This window comes from Vibrio sp. CB1-14 (assembly GCF_040412085.2).
Taxonomy (GTDB): Bacteria; Pseudomonadota; Gammaproteobacteria; order Enterobacterales; family Vibrionaceae; genus Vibrio; species Vibrio chaetopteri.
Window position 1 is genome coordinate 1,509,841 of record NZ_CP115920.1, and the last position, 20,921, is coordinate 1,530,761.

The 20,921-nt window shown below is 46.0% G+C and carries 20 protein-coding genes; 16 read left to right on the forward strand and 4 right to left on the reverse strand.

Annotated elements, in window-relative coordinates:
- The first annotated feature begins 98 nt into the window (after window positions 1-98).
- From PG915_RS06850 to PG915_RS06880, 7 genes are all read left to right on the forward strand, one after another.
- Window positions 99-1,193, forward strand: a complete 1,095-nt coding sequence (locus PG915_RS06850; protein ID WP_353498436.1) for a TRAP transporter substrate-binding protein — start codon at window positions 99-101, stop codon at window positions 1,191-1,193.
- Between the two features lie 107 nt (window positions 1,194-1,300).
- Window positions 1,301-1,843 (forward strand): TRAP transporter small permease subunit, encoded by a 543-nt coding sequence (locus PG915_RS06855; protein ID WP_353498437.1) that lies wholly within the window; start codon window positions 1,301-1,303, stop codon window positions 1,841-1,843.
- Between the two features lie 10 nt (window positions 1,844-1,853).
- A complete protein-coding gene (locus PG915_RS06860; RefSeq protein ID WP_353498438.1) occupies window positions 1,854-3,137 on the forward strand; it encodes a TRAP transporter large permease in 1,284 nt (427 codons plus the stop codon).
- Between the two features lie 155 nt (window positions 3,138-3,292).
- Entirely contained in the window at window positions 3,293-4,642 is a 1,350-nt protein-coding gene (locus PG915_RS06865) for a cache domain-containing protein (RefSeq protein ID WP_353498439.1), read from the forward strand.
- Complete coding sequence (locus PG915_RS06870) at window positions 4,642-5,277, forward strand: response regulator transcription factor (protein WP_042498079.1); 636 nt, start codon at window positions 4,642-4,644, stop codon at window positions 5,275-5,277. The genes PG915_RS06865 and PG915_RS06870 overlap by 1 nt, the downstream gene beginning before the upstream one ends.
- 445 nt (window positions 5,278-5,722) lie before the next feature.
- Window positions 5,723-6,199 carry a MarR family winged helix-turn-helix transcriptional regulator gene (locus PG915_RS06875; protein WP_112461507.1) on the forward strand — a complete coding sequence of 159 codons (477 nt, stop codon included), beginning with the start codon at window positions 5,723-5,725 and terminating at the stop codon, window positions 6,197-6,199.
- A gap of 326 nt (window positions 6,200-6,525) precedes the next feature.
- Entirely contained in the window at window positions 6,526-8,097 is a 1,572-nt protein-coding gene (locus PG915_RS06880) for a BCCT family transporter (RefSeq protein ID WP_353498440.1), read from the forward strand.
- A gap of 56 nt (window positions 8,098-8,153) precedes the next feature.
- On the opposite strand, the gene PG915_RS06885 is transcribed toward PG915_RS06880, so the two are convergent.
- The gene (locus PG915_RS06885; protein ID WP_353498441.1) at window positions 8,154-8,783 is read right to left on the reverse strand and encodes a CatB-related O-acetyltransferase; all 630 of its coding nucleotides are present in this window, start codon (window positions 8,781-8,783) and stop codon (window positions 8,154-8,156) included.
- Window positions 8,784-9,170: 387 nt separating this feature from the next.
- On the opposite strand from PG915_RS06885, the gene PG915_RS06890 reads away from it, so the two are divergent.
- On the forward strand, window positions 9,171-11,054 hold the full coding sequence (locus PG915_RS06890) for a methyl-accepting chemotaxis protein (RefSeq protein ID WP_353498442.1): 1,884 nt from the start codon (window positions 9,171-9,173) through the stop codon (window positions 11,052-11,054).
- 125 nt (window positions 11,055-11,179) lie between these two features.
- Window positions 11,180-11,785 carry a DNA-3-methyladenine glycosylase I gene (locus PG915_RS06895; protein WP_353498443.1) on the forward strand — a complete coding sequence of 202 codons (606 nt, stop codon included), beginning with the start codon at window positions 11,180-11,182 and terminating at the stop codon, window positions 11,783-11,785.
- On the opposite strand, the gene PG915_RS06900 is transcribed toward PG915_RS06895, so the two are convergent.
- Window positions 11,777-12,580, reverse strand: coding sequence for a fumarylacetoacetate hydrolase family protein (locus PG915_RS06900; protein WP_353498444.1), 804 nt, complete (start codon window positions 12,578-12,580; stop codon window positions 11,777-11,779). The two genes, PG915_RS06895 and PG915_RS06900, sit on opposite strands and share 9 nt — an antisense overlap.
- A 112-nt stretch (window positions 12,581-12,692) precedes the next feature.
- On the opposite strand from PG915_RS06900, the gene PG915_RS06905 reads away from it, so the two are divergent.
- A complete protein-coding gene (locus PG915_RS06905) occupies window positions 12,693-13,373 on the forward strand; it encodes a DNA-3-methyladenine glycosylase I (RefSeq protein ID WP_353498445.1) in 681 nt (226 codons plus the stop codon).
- A gap of 112 nt (window positions 13,374-13,485) precedes the next feature.
- Here the strand turns inward: PG915_RS06905 and PG915_RS06910 are convergent, their stop codons facing one another.
- Complete coding sequence (locus PG915_RS06910; RefSeq protein WP_353498446.1) at window positions 13,486-14,001, reverse strand: glycine cleavage system protein R; 516 nt, start codon at window positions 13,999-14,001, stop codon at window positions 13,486-13,488.
- A gap of 408 nt (window positions 14,002-14,409) precedes the next feature.
- Between PG915_RS06910 and PG915_RS06915 the strand changes: the two genes are divergently transcribed.
- The 5 genes from PG915_RS06915 to PG915_RS06935 all read left to right on the forward strand — a co-directional run bounded on the left by PG915_RS06915 (window position 14,410) and on the right by PG915_RS06935 (window position 18,734).
- Window positions 14,410-15,588, forward strand: a complete 1,179-nt coding sequence (locus PG915_RS06915) for an iron-containing alcohol dehydrogenase (protein WP_420884612.1) — start codon at window positions 14,410-14,412, stop codon at window positions 15,586-15,588.
- A gap of 93 nt (window positions 15,589-15,681) precedes the next feature.
- A complete protein-coding gene (locus PG915_RS06920; RefSeq protein ID WP_353498447.1) occupies window positions 15,682-16,068 on the forward strand; it encodes a hypothetical protein in 387 nt (128 codons plus the stop codon).
- 169 nt (window positions 16,069-16,237) lie between these two features.
- Entirely contained in the window at window positions 16,238-16,705 is a 468-nt protein-coding gene (locus PG915_RS06925) for a hypothetical protein (protein ID WP_353498448.1), read from the forward strand.
- Window positions 16,706-16,811: 106 nt separating this feature from the next.
- The gene (locus PG915_RS06930; protein ID WP_353498449.1) at window positions 16,812-17,213 is read left to right on the forward strand and encodes a DUF4345 domain-containing protein; all 402 of its coding nucleotides are present in this window, start codon (window positions 16,812-16,814) and stop codon (window positions 17,211-17,213) included.
- Window positions 17,214-17,231: 18 nt separating this feature from the next.
- The gene (locus PG915_RS06935; RefSeq protein WP_353498450.1) at window positions 17,232-18,734 is read left to right on the forward strand and encodes an arylsulfatase; all 1,503 of its coding nucleotides are present in this window, start codon (window positions 17,232-17,234) and stop codon (window positions 18,732-18,734) included.
- A gap of 58 nt (window positions 18,735-18,792) precedes the next feature.
- On the opposite strand, the gene PG915_RS06940 is transcribed toward PG915_RS06935, so the two are convergent.
- On the reverse strand, window positions 18,793-19,368 hold the full coding sequence (locus PG915_RS06940; protein WP_353498451.1) for a TetR/AcrR family transcriptional regulator: 576 nt from the start codon (window positions 19,366-19,368) through the stop codon (window positions 18,793-18,795).
- Between the two features lie 164 nt (window positions 19,369-19,532).
- Between PG915_RS06940 and PG915_RS06945 the strand changes: the two genes are divergently transcribed.
- Entirely contained in the window at window positions 19,533-20,774 is a 1,242-nt protein-coding gene (locus tag PG915_RS06945) for a CinA family nicotinamide mononucleotide deamidase-related protein (RefSeq protein ID WP_353498452.1), read from the forward strand.
- Window positions 20,775-20,921: the final 147 nt, after the last annotated feature.

The following is a 20,921-nucleotide window of genomic DNA, read 5'->3' on the forward strand; positions in this document are numbered from 1 at the left end:
AATACACCTTGCTGGGTTTTCCATCCATAGTTATCTGGAATGTGAAACTTGGAGTCAGTTACTGACTTCAAAAAGGAACCTACTCAAGGAACTGAATAATGAGTCTAATCAAGAAATCAGTATCACGTGTCATGAAGAGCACGGCTATCGTAGCTGCAACCTGCCTAGCGTTTGTTGCTGGAAATGCCAGCGCTGACGATAAAGTCTATCGCCTAAAACTTGCAGAAACTTGGGGGCCAAACTTCCCAATTTTCGGTGATGCAACGAAGAACATGGCGAAAATGGCCGAAGAAATGTCGAACGGTCGTCTGCAAATTCGCATCGATTCGTCTAACAAACACAAAGCGCCGTTCGGTGTGTTTGATATGGTGAAATCTGGTCAGTACGACATGAGCCACTCTGCGTCATACTACTGGAAAGGCAAGGTGCCAAATACCCTCTACTTTACAACGATGCCTTTTGGTATGACGGCACCTGAGCAGTATGCGTGGTTCTACCACGGCGGTGGTATGCAGTTGATGGAAAAAGTGTATGACCCACATAACTTGCTGTCTTTCCCTGGTGGTAACACTGATGTACAGATGGGCGGTTGGTTCCAGAAAGAGATCAACAGCGTAGAGGACTTGCAAGGTCTGAAAATGCGTATCCCAGGCTTCGCGGGTGAAATCCTAGCTGAAGTTGGCGCTAAACCAACGAACATCGCATCGGGTGAATTGTACACATCTCTAGAGCGTCGCACGATTGACGCGCTTGAGTGGGTAGGCCCTTCACTTGACCTTCGTATGGGCTTTCACAAAATTGCTCCGTACTACTACACAGGTTGGCATGAGCCAGCAACAGAGCTTCAGTTCCTAGTTAACAAACGTACTTGGAATAAGCTTCCGGATGACCTGAAAGCGATTCTACAAATCGCAATGAAGACAGCCGCGTACGACATGTACATCCAATCGACTCACGAAAGTGGTAAGAACTGGGCGACTATCCAAACTGATTACCCTGACGTGAAAGTGAAAGACTTCCCGAAAGAAGTTATGGATGCGCTTCGTGATGCCAACGACAAACTGCTTAAGCAACACGCCGACAAAGATGAGATGGCGAAAGAGATCCAAGCATCACAAGCAGCTTACCTAGAGCAAGTGCGTTCTTGGACTGATATCGCGTCGAAAGCTTACCTAAACAAGTTCGACGACTAACCCCCCAACTCAAGTGGCGTAGCTCCTGCGCCACTTTCTTTTACACCCATTGTCATACGCCCTAATCATAACTATTAACGAATCACGGCGGATAGGCGGAAAGTTGTATGCGTAGTTTAATTTATATCGAAAGACTGTTTAACAAGATAGCCGATGTGCTCGGGTGGCTATCCAGTATTCTTTTTCTTCTTCTGTTAGCAAACGTGGTTTATGACGTTGTCATGCGCTACGTCTTTAATGATGTGTCGATTGCCTTCCAAGAAATGGAGTGGCACCTGTTTTCAGCGGTGTTCTTATTAGGTGTGCCTTATGCCATAAAAGCGGGCGGTCACGTTCGTGTGGATGTGTTCTATGAGCGCTTATCTATGAAGGCGCAGGCCATTATCGACTTACTCGGCACCTTTATCTTTTTGTTCCCATTTTGCCTATTGGTCGCTTGGTACGGTATCGACTTTGCGAAAGAAAGTTTTGAGCTTGGTGAAACTTCCGGTGACCCAGGTGGCTTACCTTATCGTTGGGTGATTAAAGCGATGATCCCATTGTCCTTCTCATTTATGGCGATTGCTGGCTGCGGATTGGTGCTTCACTCATTGAACAAGTTGTTTAATCCGCATTTGATGTACGCAAAGTCTTCCGACGCTAAAGAATAAGGACGTTCTCATGATCGGTATTGTGATGTTTTTTGTAGCCTTGTTCGCGCTACTACTTGGTTTCCCTGTCGCCTTCACCTTTGGTGGCATTGCATTAATTTTTGGTGTTTGGGCTGAAGGCATGGAGATGTTTGCCTTTATGCCATATCGAATTCAATCCATCATGGAGAATACGGTACTCATGGCGGTGCCTCTGTTTGTCTTCATGGGGTTGGTGCTTCAAAAGACGCGCTTAGCAGAGCAGCTTTTAGAGTCAATGGGGCGCTTATTTGGTGGTGTGCGAGGCGGAATTGCTATCTCTACGGTGCTGGTGGGTGCATTGCTGGCCGCATCAACGGGTGTGGTTGGTGCTTCTGTTGTAGCAATGGGTCTTATCTCTCTGCCTGTCATGCTTAAGTACAATTACGACAAAGGGCTTGCCTGCGGTACGATTTGCGCATCGGGTACCCTTGGACAAATCATTCCGCCTTCTATCGTACTCATCTTGCTTGGTGATGTGTTGGGTGTGCCGGTTGGCGATCTATTCCAAGCGGCGCTGTGGCCGGGGTTTGTTCTAGTTGGCGCCTACGTACTCTATATTCTTATCTATGCCAAGCTGAACCCAGAGAGCGCGCAGCCAATCCCACGTGATGAGTCTATTTCACGCTCAGAAGAGGTGAAAACGGCACTTAAAGCTATAATTCCACCTTTGGCGCTGATCGTAGTCGTACTGGGCTCGATATTCGCCGGTATTGCGACGCCAACAGAGTCTGCAGCACTGGGCGGCGCTGGTGCGATTGTGTTGGCTGTGCTTTATCGTCAATTTAGCTGGAGCATGCTTTACGATGCGTCCAAAGAAACGGTAAAAGTGACGGCGATGGTGTTCGCAATCTTGCTTGGTGCGACCGCTTTCTCAATGGCGTTTACCTACACTGGCGGCGATATGCTGGTGGAAGAGTGGATGCTAGAAATTCCAGGTGAAAAATGGGGCTTCTTGATCATCACTATGCTGGTTATCTTGATCCTTGGTTTCTTCATCGACTTCGTTGAAATCTGCTTCATCATCGTACCTATGATTGCGCCAGTCGCCGAGCTGATGGGTATCAACATGACGTGGTTTGCAATCTTGATTGCGATGAACCTACAGACCTCGTTCTTAACACCACCATTTGGATTTAGCCTGTTTTATCTTAAGGGAGTGGCGCCAAATGGAGTCACGACACGTGATATCTATCGAGGCGTGATGCCATTCATCGCGATACAGATAGTGGTGCTAGCTTCTCTCCTCATCTTCCCAGAATTCTATGGAATGTGATCGCCTTGGCGTAAGCTCAGCATAGCGTTTCATTTCACCGCCACTCGTTGGTAAGGTTAGTAAAGCTGCACTTAGTGCAGCTTTACTCGTAAGTGCAAAGGTGAATGCAGTTAAGGGGCGAATATAGCAAAAGGCGAATTTAGGAAAGGATTTCTATGCCGTTAAAAGCCAAACTGATTCTACTGACGTTGATCCCGCTGGTCATTGTAACCGCGAGCGTCAGTTGGATTACTCTCTACCAAGCTAAGGCATTGGGCGAAAAGGAAATCAGCATCTTTCGCGAGAGTCTGATCCGCACTAAAGAAGCCGCATTGAAAGACAGTGTTGAGCTCGCTTTTGATGCTATCGAGCAAGCGTATCTAGATCCTACTTTGTCGGAGCGAGAAGCGAAGGTCGAAGTGAAAGCGATTTTGAACCGTCTTCGCTATGGAACAGACGGCTATTTCTTTGCTTACGATAAGATTGGCACCAACTTAGTCCATCCCATCATTCCCGAGTTGGTGGGACGAAATCTACTTAAACTTCAAGACCAAGATGGCGATTACCTGATAGAAGCTCTGCTGTTTCAAGCGCAAGCGGGCGGCGGTTTTCATCAGTACTTGTGGCAAAAGCCCTCGACTGGGGAAACGGTCACCAAGTTGAGTTACGCTGCGTGGCTTGATAAATGGGAGTGGATGATTGGCACAGGTTTGTACATTGAAGATGTGGCGCAAGAAGTGGCGGTGCTGCGCGCGGCCATCGATAATAATATCGAAACCACCATGTTTTCTATTGTCACCATTTTTGCCGTTACAGTTGCGGTGATCATTGTATTAACGCTGGCGATCAATTGGCACGAACATAAGCTTGCTGATAAGAACCTTAAAGAGCTGGCACATAAGACGGTGATGTTTCAAGAAGATGAGCGCAAGCATTTGGCGAGGGAACTTCACGATGGCGTGAATCAGTTGCTGGTGTCGAGTAAGTGTCATTTAGAGCTGATGGACACGGGCAGTGTGGATGACCGCTCTATGGATCATCTCAAACAATCACAAACCTCGCTGTCAGAAGCGATTATGGAAGTAAGACGTATATCTCATCATCTAAGACCAAGTGCGTTGGATGATATTGGACTTGAAGCCGCCATTACCACCTTGCTGCAAGACTTTAAAAATTACTCGATGGCGGAAACAAATCTGGTACTTGACGCCAATACACCCAAACTGAAGTCTGAAGTAGCGACTACACTGTATCGAGTAGTGCAGGAGTCGTTAAACAACATCGAAAAGCATGCCAGTGCGACTGAAGTGACGGTGTTTCTCAAGCAGTTTGGTGAAGTTCTGCAACTTATTGTGTCTGACAATGGTGTGGGTTTTGATGTTAGTAGCGCAATGAATAGCCGCGGAATAGGGCTGCGTAATATGCGCGAGCGAGTCGAATTTATCGGTGGTGAGTTTGAACTGATTAGTGAGTATGGCAAAGGAACAGAAATAACCGTATTGTTGACGGTAGAAGGAGCGGTGTGATGGACGACCGAATTAGTGTAGTGATTGTCGATGATCATCAAGTAGTGCTTGAAGGATTTATGGCGCGTTTAGAACGCGAACCCGATATTGACGTGGTGGCAACAGCCAGTAATGGTGTGGAAGCGGTTGAAGTTATCAAACAATCGATGCCAGACGTCGTATTGATGGACGTCAGCATGCCAATAATGAACGGCATTGAGGCAACGGAAGTATTGAAAGCTGAGCTGCCGAACGTTCGCGTGTTAATGCTGACCATGCACGACAACCGTGAGTATATTATGAAGGTGATGCAGGCTGGGGCGGTCGGCTACATGCTTAAAGAAATTTCTGCCGAGAAAATGGTTCAAGCCATTAAGACGGTTCATCAAGGGTCGACGTATTTTTGCGAGTCGGTAACCCAAACCTTATTCTCTCAAGACATCACTCCAACAGCGGTAAAGTCCAACCCGCTGAGCCGCCGTGAAGAATCGGTTTTGACTTTGGTTGCGCAGGGTTGCAGTAGCAAGAAGATCGCTCAACTGTTGAATATTTCTTATCGAACGGTCGAGACGCATCGCCAGAATATTAAGCATAAGTTGGACTTGCATTCTACGGCAGAGTTGGCGAAGTATGCGTTGGAGAATGGTTTGTCCTAGTGTCAGGAACACTGTTTTTAAAATAGGCAGCTACTAACGTCGCATCGCCAGATAAAATATCAGCGAGGCGTAGCGAGCCAGTAGCTCCTCCCCTTTATAAGGGGAGGCTGGGAGGGGTGCTCTTTGTTTTTCAACTTATTAATATGCAAGAGAAAAGACCTTAAGAGCACCCCCTCTAGCTCCCCCGGCTACGCGCCCCGTTATAAAGGGGGAGAACCACAGGCTAGCTTCTATCGTCGCATCGCCTTTTGATTGAGCGATGCGCAAGCGAGCCAGTAGTTCTTCTCTGATAAGGGGAGATTAGGAAAGGGGTATAATGCGACGCAATCACAACAACCAATCCCCCTAATGTGATCTCACATAATTTTTATCAAATTTCCCGCACATCAACAGCAAAGTTCTGTTATAAAGTGCCCGCAATATCAGTGAACGTTTGGAATTAGTTTTGGAAAAACACGAAGAAGTCTTAGTAGCGTTACGTCAGATCATTCGAGCTATCGATCTACATTCGAAGAAGCTCAAGAAAGAGTGTGGTTTGACTGGCCCGCAATTGATCCTCATGAATACCATTCGAGATATGGGGGATGTGACCATTCGTGAGTTGTCGAATTCCACTAATATTAGCCAAGCTACCGCGACGACGATTATTGATCGTCTAGAAGCGCAGGAATACGTCCAGCGTGTGCGTAGCCAACAAGACAAACGCAAAGTCCACGCGGTATTGACTGAAAAAGGCCAAGAAGTGCTGAAAAATTCGCCGCCGCCACTGCAAGATAATTTCGTGAACAAGTTTCAAGCGTTGGAGAGCTGGGAGCAGACGCTGCTTCTCTCGTCTATCCAGCGTATTTCATTGATGATGAACGCTGACGATCTTGATGCAGCCCCCGTTCTGCAGCTCGATAGTAATATATCGAAAAACTAAAATACTATCCGGGTCTGATGATTTTTTGTTCGCTTATCAAGCCCGGCTTTCTCATTCCTCACACCGTCATATCGTTTTTTATTTCTCTACTCTGTATTTAGAAACGCCATACTCTTTTGAGTACTAATCTTTTTTATCTCCAAGCTGTTTGCTTAAAATATCGCCATAAAAATCACATATTGTGAAATTACACTTATAATTTGGTAGAGTACTGCGCTGAAAAGTAGATTAATGCATGTTCTCAGCGATTTTTGTATGCCAATGTCGCCGTTATATAGAACGTTAAATGCTTTGAGTTGAAAGCAATTTGGTCATAGAGAGGATTCATGACAAAGGGTATTGATAAGTACAGTATTGATAGTACTGACTACACAATAGGACAGGATAATGTCCAAAAGTGGGGGTTTGATGTTCACAACCCAGTATTTGGGATCAGTGCAGGTTTTATTGCGCTTCTCCTAGTAATGACCGTGATTGTTGATGCTGAGACGGCAAAGAGCGCACTTGATGGAATTAAGTGGAGCATCATCAACAAATTTGACTGGCTATTCATGTGGTCTGGCAATATTTTCGTCGTTTTCTGTTTAGTGTTGATTGTGACGCCTTTCGGAAAAATCCGCCTAGGCGGTACTGATGCTGTCGCCGATTATTCATTCATGTCCTGGCTTGCGATGCTGTTTGCCGCAGGTATGGGTATTGGCCTGATGTTTTGGAGTGTGGCTGAGCCAGTCGCTTACTTCACAGGATGGTACGAGACTCCGCTTGGCGTAGAGGCGAATACAGAGCAAGCGAAAGAGCTTGCGCTGGGAGCAGTGATGTTCCACTGGGGTCTACACCCTTGGGCGATTTACGGCGTGGTAGCGCTATCACTGGCGTTTTTTGCGTACAACAAAGGCTTGCCTCTTTCGATGCGTTCAATCTTCTATCCAATTTTAGGTGATAGAGCTTGGGGCTGGGCAGGGCACGTAGTTGATATCCTAGCGGTACTTGCAACACTCTTCGGCCTTGCAACGTCACTGGGTTTGGGCGCACAGCAAGCGGCGAGTGGTATTCAGCACGTATTCGGTATTGAAGCGGGCATGACGCTACAGGTCATCGTTATTGCGGTTGTGACACTGCTGGCGGTTGTATCGGTGCTTCGTGGCATTGACGGTGGCGTGAAAGTTATCAGTAACATCAATATGATCGTGGCGTTCTTGCTGCTGATTTTGGTGGCGCTCATTGGCTATGCGGTGACATTCGCCTCTATTCCAGACACCCTGTTTGCTTACCTAAAGAACATCATTCCATTAAGTAACCCACACGGTCGCGAAGACGAAGCTTGGATGCACGGTTGGACTGTATTCTACTGGGCTTGGTGGATCTCATGGTCCCCATTCGTAGGTATGTTTATCGCACGTGTTTCTAAAGGCCGTACTGTCCGTGAATTTATTACAGCAGTACTGATTGTCCCAACCACTGTGACTGTGATCTGGATGTCTGTGTTCGGTGGTTTGGCCATCGATCAAGTTGTGAATCAAGTAGGTACGCTTGGTGCTAATGGTCTACGTGATGTACCGCTGGCGATGTTCGAAATGTTCGATGCGTTGCCAATGGGCACGCTGCTTTCGATCATTGCTGTGATTTTGGTATTGGTATTCTTTATTACTTCGTCAGATTCTGGCTCTTTGGTTATCGATAGCATCACAGCGGGTGGTAAAGTCGATGCGCCAGTTATTCAACGTGTATTCTGGGCGTTCATGGAAGGTGCTATTGCGGTTGCGCTTCTTTGGATTGGTGGCACAGAGGCGATTGCGGCTCTGCAAGCAGGTGCTATTTCATCCGCACTACCATTTACTGTTATCTTGCTCATGATGTGTGTGAGCTTGCTAATGGGTATGAAGACAGAGCGTTACTAAGCAGCTAAGCTGACTATCAAATAAAACTAAAAAGAGCGGTCGATGACCGCTCTTTTTTATGCTTTGAAATCGCGACTCGCCGCTTCTAGTGCGTCTATGTTGGATGCGCAAATCAATGGTTTTAACGCATCAAACTTCTCGGGACTCCAATCGTATATCTTGAGCGCTATAAGCCTGTGAATTGTCGTTTCATCGAACCGATATTTTATAATGGCGGCTGGGTTTCCACCAACAATCGCATAGGGTGGGGCATCTTTGGTTACGATACTATTTGCCGCGACGATGGCGCCTTCTCCCAATGTCACTCCCGGCATCAGCATTGCTCTCATACCTATCCATGCGCCATCTCCAATGTAAGTATCGCCTTTTGATTGGTAGGCCTCATCAATAGATTCCATAAAAGGGTAGAGCGAAAACCAATCGCTGCGATGGGTATGATTGCCACCCATCAGAATGACGGCTTCCGCACCGATACAGACATAGTCTCCAATATATAACTGGTCGATAGGCCAACGCGGATCGCGGTCTTTGGTGTGTTCATCACCATGTAAATAGCGCACGACTGATGCTTCAAAACCATCATCGTAAGCATCACTGTAATAGCTATGTGACCCTTTTATATGAATGTTCTGGTTTTTGACGGTTTGATGGAGAAGTTCAAATTGTGTCCAGTGTTTATTCTTCATTGTTTACCTTAGGTTGTCTAAGTGGATTACTCCAAATGGAGTAATGGTGTTAGATAGCCCTTCAGCTAATGGATAAAGGGTCGTTTGAGGTAAGCAATGATGACAGCAACCAGAGGCAACTGAAAAAGGTGTTCAGGCATGTTTGCGTCCAAATAAGGGTAGGAGCTCGCAAGTATAGCTTTTATCAGGTGTGTTTGGTCGCACCAAAAATGGAATAAATGTTTGTTATTTGCGGGTAGTCAAGAATATGACGTTGTTACATCATCTTAAGTCAATATATTGCCTCTCGATTTTGCCTTTAAATATGTATATTATTCGACCGCCATTTGCCAATTCATAATTTAAGTGAATGGTCAGTAAATCCTATAAATAACAGAATAATAACTTATGAACCTATCATTAAGACAAAAGCTCATTGCCGCTACGTTGAGCGCAGTGATCATTATGGCTTTGGCTTTGACCATCCTTTCTGCCAATCAACTCTCTTCTCAAACCAATGCCGCGATCACTGCGCGTGCAAATAATGTATCGTTTGCCGCCGTTGAAGGTATCAAAAATTGGATTGATATTCGTAAAGACATCGCTAGCGCGTTTAATGGTTTTGCTGACCAAGAGGACAACGTACCTTACTTGCAACAAGCGCGTATTGCTGGTGGATTCGATGACATTTTCTTTGGTACGCCTGAAGGTGACATGTATCGCTCTCATCCAGAGCGCAACCGTGCAGATTACGATCCAAGAACCCGCCCTTGGTATCAAGACGCAAAAGCCGCCAACAAACAGATTATTACAGAGGCGTATCAAGATGCGATTACCAATGCGTTACTAGTCACGATTGCTGAACCTGTACGTACACATGGCAAAATGGCTGGCATTGTGGGCGCTGACGTGCTGATTGATCAGCTAGTCGATGATGTGATCAGCCTAAACGTGGGTGACAATGCCAGTGCTATGCTGATTGACCTGACTAACGGCACGTTTCTCGCGCACCCAAAAAGGTCACTGCTGCTGAAACCGGTCACGGCGCTAGGCCAAAACTTTACGACTCGTACTATTGAGCAGAAAGTCGCGGACCGCTCAATCTTGGAACTAACCCTAGGTGGCTCTGAGAAGCTTATGTTGTTCTCGCAAGTTCCAGGTACCAATTGGGTATTTGCTATTGAATTAGACAAGGCTACAGAGCTTGCAGGACATAAGACGGCATTGACGCAACTTGTTGTCACTTCATTGATTATTTTGGTGTTTGTCGCGCTTATTGCTTCATGGCTAATGAGTTTCTTGGTAAACGATCTGGCTCGCGTATCGAAGGCGCTCAAGGAAATTGCGTCTGGTGAAGGTGACCTAACTCAGCGATTGGAGCCGAGAAGCAAAGATGAAGTGGGTCAGCTAGCGCGTAACTTCAATACCTTCGTCAGCTATATGCACGAGACTATTATGCACTTGAAAGATGTCTCAATCGCATTGTCTGAACAAGCTAAAGACACGGCAACGCATGCTCGTGTTCGAAGTCAGCGTATTCAAACTCAGCAAGATGAAATTAACATGGTGGCGACCGCAATCAATGAGATGGCCGCCGCGACACAAGAGATTGCGAACAACGCAGACATGACTGCGTCGAACTCGTCTGAGGCGGTAGGAGCAAGCACTCATGGTGCGGGTCAGGTGTCGCAAACTCAAAACTCTATTCAGAACTTGGCTGCTGAAGTCGATGTCGCTACATCCGTTATCCAAGAGCTTGAAGTTCATGGTAATAGCATCAATACCATTCTTTCGACGATTCAGGATATTGCTGAGCAAACTAACTTGTTAGCACTGAATGCTGCGATTGAGGCTGCTCGCGCAGGAGAGCAAGGCCGCGGGTTTGCGGTTGTGGCAGATGAAGTTCGTGTGCTGAGTCAGCGCACTCATGCTTCTACCCAAGAGATCCAAAGCACGATTGAGACCTTACAAGGCACAACAGCGAAGGCTGTTGGTATTATGGGCGACAGCAAAGCGTTGGCAGTAACCAGTGTTGATGATGCCAATAGCGCAGCAGCAAGTTTGACGCAGATCCACGCCGCAGTTGAGCAAATTAGTGATATGGCTGCGCAAATAGCTACCGCTGCCGAAGAGCAAGCTTCGGTTACGTCTGAAATTACCCGCAATACGCAAGGCATTCGCGACGTCTCTGATGAGCTGGCAGAAGAAGCGCAAGAAGCGGCTCAGCAAGCGGTTGAACTCTCAGACTTGTCGCAGAAGCTAGAAAGTGAGATTGGTCGATTCAAGATCTAATCAACTGTAGATCTAAACACTGCTTTTAGAAAATCACGGCCTGTGTCAGTACCTTACTGGCACAGGCCGTTTGTTAGGAGTATGCTGAACTCTAGTGAAAATGGATTGTAACGGAGATACCGAACATGGCTAATCGCTGCCCTTGGTTGGATGAAACTAAACAATACTATGTGGAATATCATGATCAAGAGTGGGGCGTGCCCGTTCTTGATGATAGAACCTTGTTTGAGTTTCTGGTGTTAGAGTCTGCTCAGGCAGGATTAAGCTGGTACACCATTCTCAAAAGGCGTGACGGGTACCGACGTGCGTTTGCCAATTTTGATGTAGAGAAAGTGGCGGCCTTTACCGAAGAGGATGGGCTGCGCTTACAGCAAGATACCGGCATCATTCGTAACAAGCTAAAAATCAGCTCGACGATTACCAACGCTCAATACTTTATAGAGATTCAAAAAGAGTTTGGTAGCTTTAGCGACTATCTGTGGTCGTTTACCGATCACAAGGTATTAGTCAGCAGTTATAAGGAACTTGAGGACTATCCTGCGACCTCGAAGGTATCGGACGCGCTCAGTAAAGACCTTAAAAAGCGTGGCTTTAAATTTGTTGGCTCTACTATCATCTATGCGTTTCTCCAAGCCGCAGGGCTTATCAATGACCACAGCCTCGACTGCTATCGACGCCAAGAGGTCATCGATAGCTACCAAGCGTCAGGTTTAGAATACGAGTTAGTTTGAGCCTTGAATGGTATTGGTGACTGTACCGATACCGTCAATAGAAACGCTAACTACATCTCCAGCATTGAGCGAACGTGTGCGCCCCGGCGTTCCTGCAAAAATCATGTCGCCTGGATTCAGTGTAATGTAGGTACTTATATATGAGATAATTGCAGGTACATCGTGAATCATATTGGCAACGCTTTCTTGCTGCATCACTTTGCCGTTTAGCGTGGTGGTGATGACTTGGTCTTTAATCGCGACATCGCTAACGATAAAACTAGAAACAGGGCCAAACCCTCGAGCGCCCTTTGCACGCCACCACTGAAGGTCTTGTCCTTGCCAACTGCGCTCAGTGAGGTCATTACCCGCTAGATATCCGAACACACACTCCAATGCAGATGTCTTATTGACCTCTTGGCACGGTTTGCCAATCACAATAACGAGTTCACCTTCAAAGTGGACATTGTTGGCACCTTTTGGGAAGGAGAGATCGCCACTTATTCTTACTGAATCGATGGATTTAAAGAAAATTTCTGGTTTAGCTGCACCTGAATTGCCGGCATGGCTTCTAAAGTTGAGCCCTACGGCGTAAACGCTGCCACTCGTTAACGGGGTAAGAGGTGTTGCTTCTGATGCCTTGATGGTTTTTAGCGTTTTGGGATTATTGAAAGGAGAGTCAGACAAGATGTCATAGAGCTTTTGGTTTTCTTCAGCGACTTTGACCCAATGCTGGCTGCCTTTATATTCAACTCGACCAAATTGCGCGGCTATAACGTTTAGTGGTAGTAGAACAAAAATCAAAAGCGCTCTCATAAGGGCTATCCTTAGCTAGATTCCAAGTGTCAGTAACGAGTATAGTTACGAAATACCTCTTTTATGGTTCATTTGATTAAGTTGCATTTTTAGCAGTAGGTAATGGAAATTTATGGAAAAGTTTGATTCGATTTATGCGAGATCAGCAGAGCGAAAAGGGGGAGAGCGGGGACTTGAGTCTATTGTTTCCAAGCCTCTTACGCGAGACGAAGTTGCCGCCATTCCTGAGGACCGTTGGTTGTCTGCTTTTTCTATGAAGGTGTTCCAAAGTGGCATCTCATGGAAAGTAGTGAGAAATAAATGGCCTAACTTCGAAGAGCACTTTTTCCAATTTCGTATTGACCCATTGCTCATGCTTTCTGAAGAACAGTGGGAACAAAAAGCGCAAGATCCTAAAATTATTCGTCATATGACCAAGGTGATGTCCATACCAGCCAATGCAGCGATGATTCAGCGAGCACGCTTTGAACATGATTCTTTCGCCCAAATGGTGGCAGATTGGCCAAAGGAGTCGATAACGGATTTATGGGCACATCTGAAAAAACACGGCGCTCGTCTGGGGGGAAACACCGGACCTTATGCGTTACGACAATTGGGTGTAGATACCTTCATTTTGTCTAATGATGTGGAAGGGTATCTTCGTAATACCAACATTATTGATTCTGGAAGAGGTACTAAACGTGCTATGACTGCTGCAAACAAAGCCTTCATGGAATGGCACCAGCAATCAGGTCGTTCGCTGTCTGAGATAAGCCAAATCATTGCCTATGGGTTTGGAGACAATCGCGTTTAGATTGGATTGGTGTACATTGTAAGTAGACCCCTGCCTGGCGCAGGGGTGACGATAACATGTAGATGCAATTCACTAAGGCTGACTGTAAAAATCAGCCCAATAGCGAATCATTTTAGGACTCAAGAATCACACGAGTATCTTCGCTCAACGCTTCAAGTTCACTCGCTACATCTTCTATTTGCATCGCAGGCGGGATCTTTAGAGCCATGTTGGCGGTAAACAGGCTAGAGCCGATACCACCGCCGCCGGCAAGAAACACGCGGTGACAATCCATATCTAAAATACGAATATCTTGTCCATCTAAGAATTGAGTGATTTCATTGACGATACCCGCTCTGTCATTGGCGTCGAGTCTTAGTTGGAAAACTGTCTCCTGCTCATGACGATGCGGATCCGTATCTGAAATCTGGACGAGCAAACCTTGTTGATTGTTGAAGGCATCTTTGACAACTTGCGCATTGTCGCTCGGAAGCTCGACTTTGATGACAGCGGCGACGTTGTCTTCAATAAAGTTCACTTTACTCACCAGCCATTTCCCCCCGTTTTCGTGGGTCACTGATGCGAGGTTTTTAATGGTGGCTGGGGTCGCTTGGCCAACAAAGTTGACGATAAAGGTACTACTGCTCATACATTTCCCTCCACAGGTACAAAACCAATAACTAATTGATTAGTTAACTCCAGTTTAGATCTAAAACGCTCGCCACGCATGATTGACCTCAAGGTTCACACCAAAAAACCTCCATGAGTTTAGGGAAGTGCAATTAACTCCACAAAACTCATGGTTTTTGCAGCGCTGACAATCAGTTATTCAGCAGATCATTTTTCAAATAACTTCAATTGACAGTTCTCTGACACTTATTAACTAGACCGACCGGTTTGTTTTATTTAATGTGTAATCACTTCCTGAGGAGAACTGACATGAAAACCGGCGTTAAAGCTCACAACGTTAGCCAGCTGCTTGGCCCAGAAGACAATGAATTCAAACGTGCAGTGCTTGCTTCACTGTGCGCCTAATTAATCGTTTGGAGATGAAATTATGAACAATAACTTTATGTTTAATATGCGAACTGCGATCTTGTCTGGTGAAGACTCAATCAATGACATTCCTGATCAACTAGCAGCGCGTGGTGCTCATCGAGTACTGCTATTGAGTGATATTGGATTAGAGACGGTTGGTCTAGTGAATAAGCTGATTGGCGTTTTCGAAAACAACATGCAAGTAGAGCTAGTCGGTGTCTATACCGACATTAAGGCTGACGCGGGCTGTGATGACATAAACAAGGCCGTTCAGTACGCCAACAAAGTGAAAGCAGACAGTATTGTGGCGCTGGGAGGTGGCAGCGTGATTGATGCTTCTAAAGGTATCAAGTACTCGCTAGAGCACAAACTTGATGACATTCGTGAAGCTATCCGTGGTGGTGGACGTATTGATGTTGGATCACATGTGAAGCCCTTTACCATTCCACACATCGGTGTACCGACTACAGCGGGAACTGGTGCTGAAGCCTCACCCATTGCCGTGTTTTTCAATGACGTTGAGCAAATCAAAGCGAGCTTAGTCGTGTCTGGCCTTGAATGTGATCTTGCGGTACTAGACCCAAAACTTACCCTTGGCTTGCCTATCCCGCTAACGGTGTCGACAGCGATGGATGCATTAACTCACGCCATTGAAGCGGCTTCATCTCCAATGAGTAATGCGTTTACCGATGCGTATGCAGTACAAGCGAGTCGCCTGATACTGGATAACCTGCCAATAGTGGTCTCTGATCCCAATAATATCGAGGCGAGAACGGAACTACTTCAAGCAAGTACTATGGCTATTTCGGCGTTTTACTCCTCATTAGGCGGCATCCCTATTCACAACTGTGCGCACGCGTTTGGTGCGATCGCTCACATCCCCCATGGTGATGCGAACAGCGTGTTATTGCCAGCGGTGATCGAGGCTCTACCGGAATTCTATCTGCCAAGTATTGATAAGGTCGCGAGTATTTTTGGACTGTCTCAAACGCTTACTGCAGAGGAAAAGCATCGCGAAGTCGTACTGTCCTTGCGCGCTTTCCAAGTACAAGTGAAGGCTCATCAAACCTTTAACAATTGGAGTTTGAATACAGATACGCAATCCGAGATAGCGCAAGGTATCGAGAAAGACATGAGCTTCCAGTTCTATGCGATTCCCAAGCACAAGATTGAGCAAATCTTGGCGGCAATCTGTTAACTCGAAATCAATACAGTATCAAGGATGGTTCTCTTACCTATGTCCTACAACCGTGCGCCTTTAACTAAGGTTTACACACCTTGGAGATTAACTATGTTTTTTACAAAATACGTCGAAAAAATGCTGCTTATCACAGGTATCGGTACTTCTGCAGCGTTAGCTTATGCTTTCTTCCCACAATGGGCTGTCAACAACATTGGTCAGTTGCCTTATCTCGAGCAAGATTTCATTTTCTATCAGCACTGGGGAATTATGGTCGGCATGATGGGCGTCATGATGATAGGTGCTGCCTTCAAGCCCCAATGGCGTCAAAGCATTATGCTTTACTCTGCGATTGAGAAGGGGTTTATGGTGAGTTTGCTGCTAACCAACCTAGGTAATCCACATATCAACGGCTTCATATTGGCAGGCGTTATGGATACTGTGGTGGTGCTTTGGACTACTGGTGGGAGCAAAAAAGGGCAACAGACGTTTCCATAGCAATACGCTAGGAGGCTGAGATGGGCAACGTGAATCTTTACGCAACCCTGGATTGAATTATCTATGTGAAGACTGGCAACAAATATTTCATCATATCGCCCCGATTATTACGCATATACTTTCCATTAATGGGCTTGAGGTTTCTGCCAACCGCTAGAGTGAGATTGTGATGGAAAGTTACCTGCTACTGGGCTTAGCAATGGCATTACTCAGTATTTGGAAAACCTATTCTGGGCCAGCTTTGGCGGCATTTGTTGGGTTTAGCTATCCGGAAATGCTGCTGTTCAATGCACTCCCTGCATTGGTTGCAGGCTATTTTGGTTGGTTTGTGGGACGATATTCGTTGCTTCTATACTCGAGCAGAAACTTGCGACCTTTTCGGCCTAGGTTGCGCCGTTTTGTTAAGGCATGGAAGCGTTATGGCAACACCACTATGGCCATGCTGGCTCCGGTTTTGGTTGGCATCCCCCTCTATACATTGATCGCTAAACGTCTGCGTCAATCCTATTCCGCAACCTTTGTCCTTCTGGCTGCATCAATATTGTGGTGGAGTGGATTGAGCTACGGTTTGGTCAGCGCTTTTGAACTGGGTGAACAGCTAAACCTTCAAGGATTACTTGATAAAGTGAGTCTCTAATCTCAAACCCACTCTCGACACAATTTTATATAACCGATTGGAGTGCAGTTAGAAATTTGATTTTCTGGATGTAACTTCTAGTCTTTTGTGAAAGAGGAGGCGACATATGACGAACGTACAAAAGTTTTTACTTCTCGCAGCGGCTGGCTTAACCCCAATAGCACTCTCTTATGGCTTGAAGCCTAACCTTTCATTGCCGTTTTTATTCGACATTGATGCTAGTGCAACCAATGTTAGCCACATATTTCGAGCGGTGATGGGACTGTACTTGGCTTTGGTAATTTATTGGTTAATGGGCGCATTCGGATCTCTGTTTTTGGCTCGGTCAGCGCTACAAAGTCTTGTTGTCTTTATGCTCGGGCTTGGCATTGGGAGAGTTTTCAGCATTGTTATCGATGGTATGCCGCATTGGCTACTCGTGGTGTATTTATTATTGGAAATTGGCTTTGGTTTAGTAGGCCTATTTCTTCTTAGAAGTAGCAAACAGGAAACACAGTACGTAGGATGAATGTATAAGGGAGGCAGGATGCATCGTCACATAATTAGATCTCTATTGGTCATATTTCTGGGGTTTACCGCGCTAGCAAATGCAGAGGATAAGCCGCCAAATATTTTTGTTATTTTTACTGATGATATCGGTATTTCAAACCTTAGTGCTTATCACCGTGGTGTGATGAGCAGTGAGACGCCAAATATTGATAGTATCGCTGAAAAGGGCATGCTACTTACCGATTATTATGCCCAGCCATCTTGTACCGCAGGGCGTTCGGCATTCATTACTGGGCAATTTCCTGTTAGAACCGGTATGCATACTGTGGGGCTTCCGGGCAGTCCGGTAGGGCTTAACCCTGATACACCAACACTACCAGAAATACTCAAAACGCTCGGCTATACCACTGGCCAGTTTGGTAAAAACCATCTTGGCGATTTGGATGCGGTACTGCCTACGATGAATGGCTTTGATGAGTATTGGGGATGGTTGTATCACCTAAACGCAATGGAGTACACCGAAGATCCAGACTGGCCTAAAGACGAGGCTTTTCAGAAGTTTGCTCCTAGAAATGTGATTCATGCGAAATCTGATGGTAAAGGAGGGCAAACCATCACCGATGATGGCCCATTAACCACAGATCGAATGCGAACCTTAGATGACGAAGTGAACAAACACGCCATCAACTTTATTGAGCGAGCCGTTAAAGACGACAAACCGTTCTTTACCTGGTACTGCCCGTCAAGAGGTCACGTATGGACTCACTTGTCACCAGAGTATGAAGCTATGCTTGGCCAAAACGGCTGGGGACTTCAAGAAGTGGTGATGAAAGACCTTGATGATCATGTAGGGGAAATGCTGGCCAAACTCGAGGAGTTGGGTGTTGCAGACAATACCATAGTGATCTTTACCGCGGATAATGGACCTGAGATTATGACTTGGCCGGATGGCGGCATGACACCATTTCATGGTGAAAAAGGCTCTACTTGGGAAGGTGGGGTGAGAGCGCCATTGCTTGTGAGTTGGCCAGGAAAAATTCCAGCTGGAAAAGTTCACAATGGTATGTTTGACGGTATGGACTGGTTGCCAACGCTCGTTGACGCTGCTGGTGGACCGAGTGATCTTAAAGAGCAGATGTTGACGGGGTATGAGGGTTACAAAGCTCACTTAGACGGTTACAACCAAATGTCGATGCTAACAGAGCAAGGATCTTCAAACCGTAAAGAGATCATCTACTATGAGCGCGATAGGTTGCAAGCGGTGCGAGTCGGTGATTGGAAAGCGCACTTTATCGTTCAAAACCATGGTTGGGGCGGTCCAAAAGAAGAGCTTAATGCGCCACTGCTGTTTAATCTTCGCCGAGATCCTTACGAGCGAGCTGCGGAAGAGTCGGGTATGTACATCAACTGGATGGGTAAAAAAATGTGGGCATTTGGGCCTGCTCAAGCTGCGGTTAAGCAGCACTTAGAGACCTTTAAAGAGTGGCCGCCACTTACATTTGAGCCTGAGGCCGTCGATGCATCAGGTATAGGACGTTAAATGACAAAGGGCTGGAAACAGCCCTTTCTTATAGAGATTTGATGGTGCTTAGGAATAGCTATTTACTACCGACTAACTGCGCAGTTTCACGCATCGCCTGTTCTAGATGCGATCGGTCTTTTTGGATTGCACAAAGTAAGGTTGCGCCTAACCATTTAGCATACAGTGAACGGGACGCCTCATAGGGCTCAGGGACTGACATGACACCTAGCGAATTACCTTCAGTAAAGTAATCAGCCATACGATTAATCACTTTCTCTGCGCCTTTGTCGAGCTCAGATTGCATGCTTGATGATGTCCCAGCTATCTCACCTGAGAGTTTTACTACTAAGCACTTGACCTGAAACTCGCTCGTCACTTTAGAGTCGGACCAAAATTCGAAGTATTTTAAAACTCGCTCTGCAAACGGCACACTTTCATCACTAAGGTATGAGATCACAGTTGTGAGATGATCCTCGAAGTAGTCTTTTAGTAGTTGGCGTCCGAAGTCTTCTTTCGATTTGAAGTGATGATAGAACGAGCCTTTGGTTGCATTGGCTTGTTGGATTATCTTCATGATGCCAATACCAGCGAATCCATGCTCACTGATAAGCTCAAAACCAGCATCAAGTAGTGTCTGTTTTAGATCTGCCATGTATCACTTCCCATACGAGTTGATTCAATATTATAACGATGCCCATACCGACCGTACAGTATGGTTAGGTTAATGTTCTGCTAATCCAATGATTTGCTTGGTCAACGCTATTGCTATTTCCTTTACTCATGTCATTCTTAAAGAAAAACAAATAAGGAGAGATCATGCCTAAAATAGCGATGCTGAGTACTGGAGAAGAGGTTCTATATGGTGACATTGTGGATACCAACGCCGCTTGGCTCAGTCGTGTCTTTTATGAGCATGGGTTTTCCATGTATAAGCGCTCAACGGTAGGCGATCAGCGAGCGTCTTTGCTGCAAGAATTGGTAATGTTGAGTCTCAACTTAGACGTGGTCATTGTGAATGGCGGTTTAGGACCTACATCGGATGACTTGAGTGCAGAGGTAGCAGCGGAAGCAGCGGATGAGCCTTTGGTATTGAATCAAGGGTGGCTAGATAACTTAAAATCCTTCTATGTAAAACGCGGTAAACTGATGCCTGAGAGCAACATCAAACAAGCGATGTTGCCTGCGAATGCTTCAGTAGTGGATAACCCAATCGGCACCGCTTGTGGCTTCAAAATGATGATTAACGATTGTCTGTTTTACTTCACGCCTGGTGTGCCGAGCGAGTTTAAGAAGATGGCTATCGAGCAGATCATTCCCGATCTAAAAACTCAGTTCCCGAATCAACAGGGCAGAGTATGTCGACGTATCTATACGTTTGGTCTGTCTGAATCTGGTATTGCTGACACGCTATCGCATTTACAGCTTCCTGCCGATTATGAGCTTGGTTACCGCTCTTACTTGCCGTTCATTGAAGTAAAGTTGTTTGGACCGTCTGATGATTTAGAAACGGGTGCCCGCGTACTCGCCATGATAGAGAAATTGCTACACAGCAATGTGGTTAGTGTTGATGAACCTATGTTGGATCGTATTGGGCAACTGGTTGAGCTGCATAAACCGATTATCGCTATCTCGGAACACTCCACCAAGGGTTGTTTAGCATCTTGGTTGCAAGACAGTGAGAAAGTATCGCAGTGTTGCGGGGCGACGTGGATCTTAGGTTCAAAAACCGCGTCTCCGTTAGATCGTGATAGCGAACAATTGGGCGCAACGTTAGCGCTTGCTGGAGCGACCAAAGGGAACTGCTCGGCCGATATCGCCATCTCGACTGGTAAACTAGAGAATGAGCAGTTCTCTGTTGCGATCTCAACACCAAAAGGAGAGTGGGGGCAGACACTCAAACTCCAAAGAAGCTATAACCAAAAGAGTGTCAAAACCGTGATCAGTACGGTAGCTGGCGACATGCTACGTCGATACCTAGACAATCAACCGATGTTTCCTGACTATGGGTTCTTGACTAGAACCCAAGACATATTCCTGCCGCTTGATAAGCTGTCTTGATTCATTGGTGCTGAAATGCGATTGGTTGAATATGCTATTTAGTTATTTATATATGAAAATTGGATCTAGCTCACAATAAACTGATCTCTAAAGGGAATTTCAAATTCTCATTTTTGAGAGTAGCTGTTTTTCTCCAATTGATTAGAA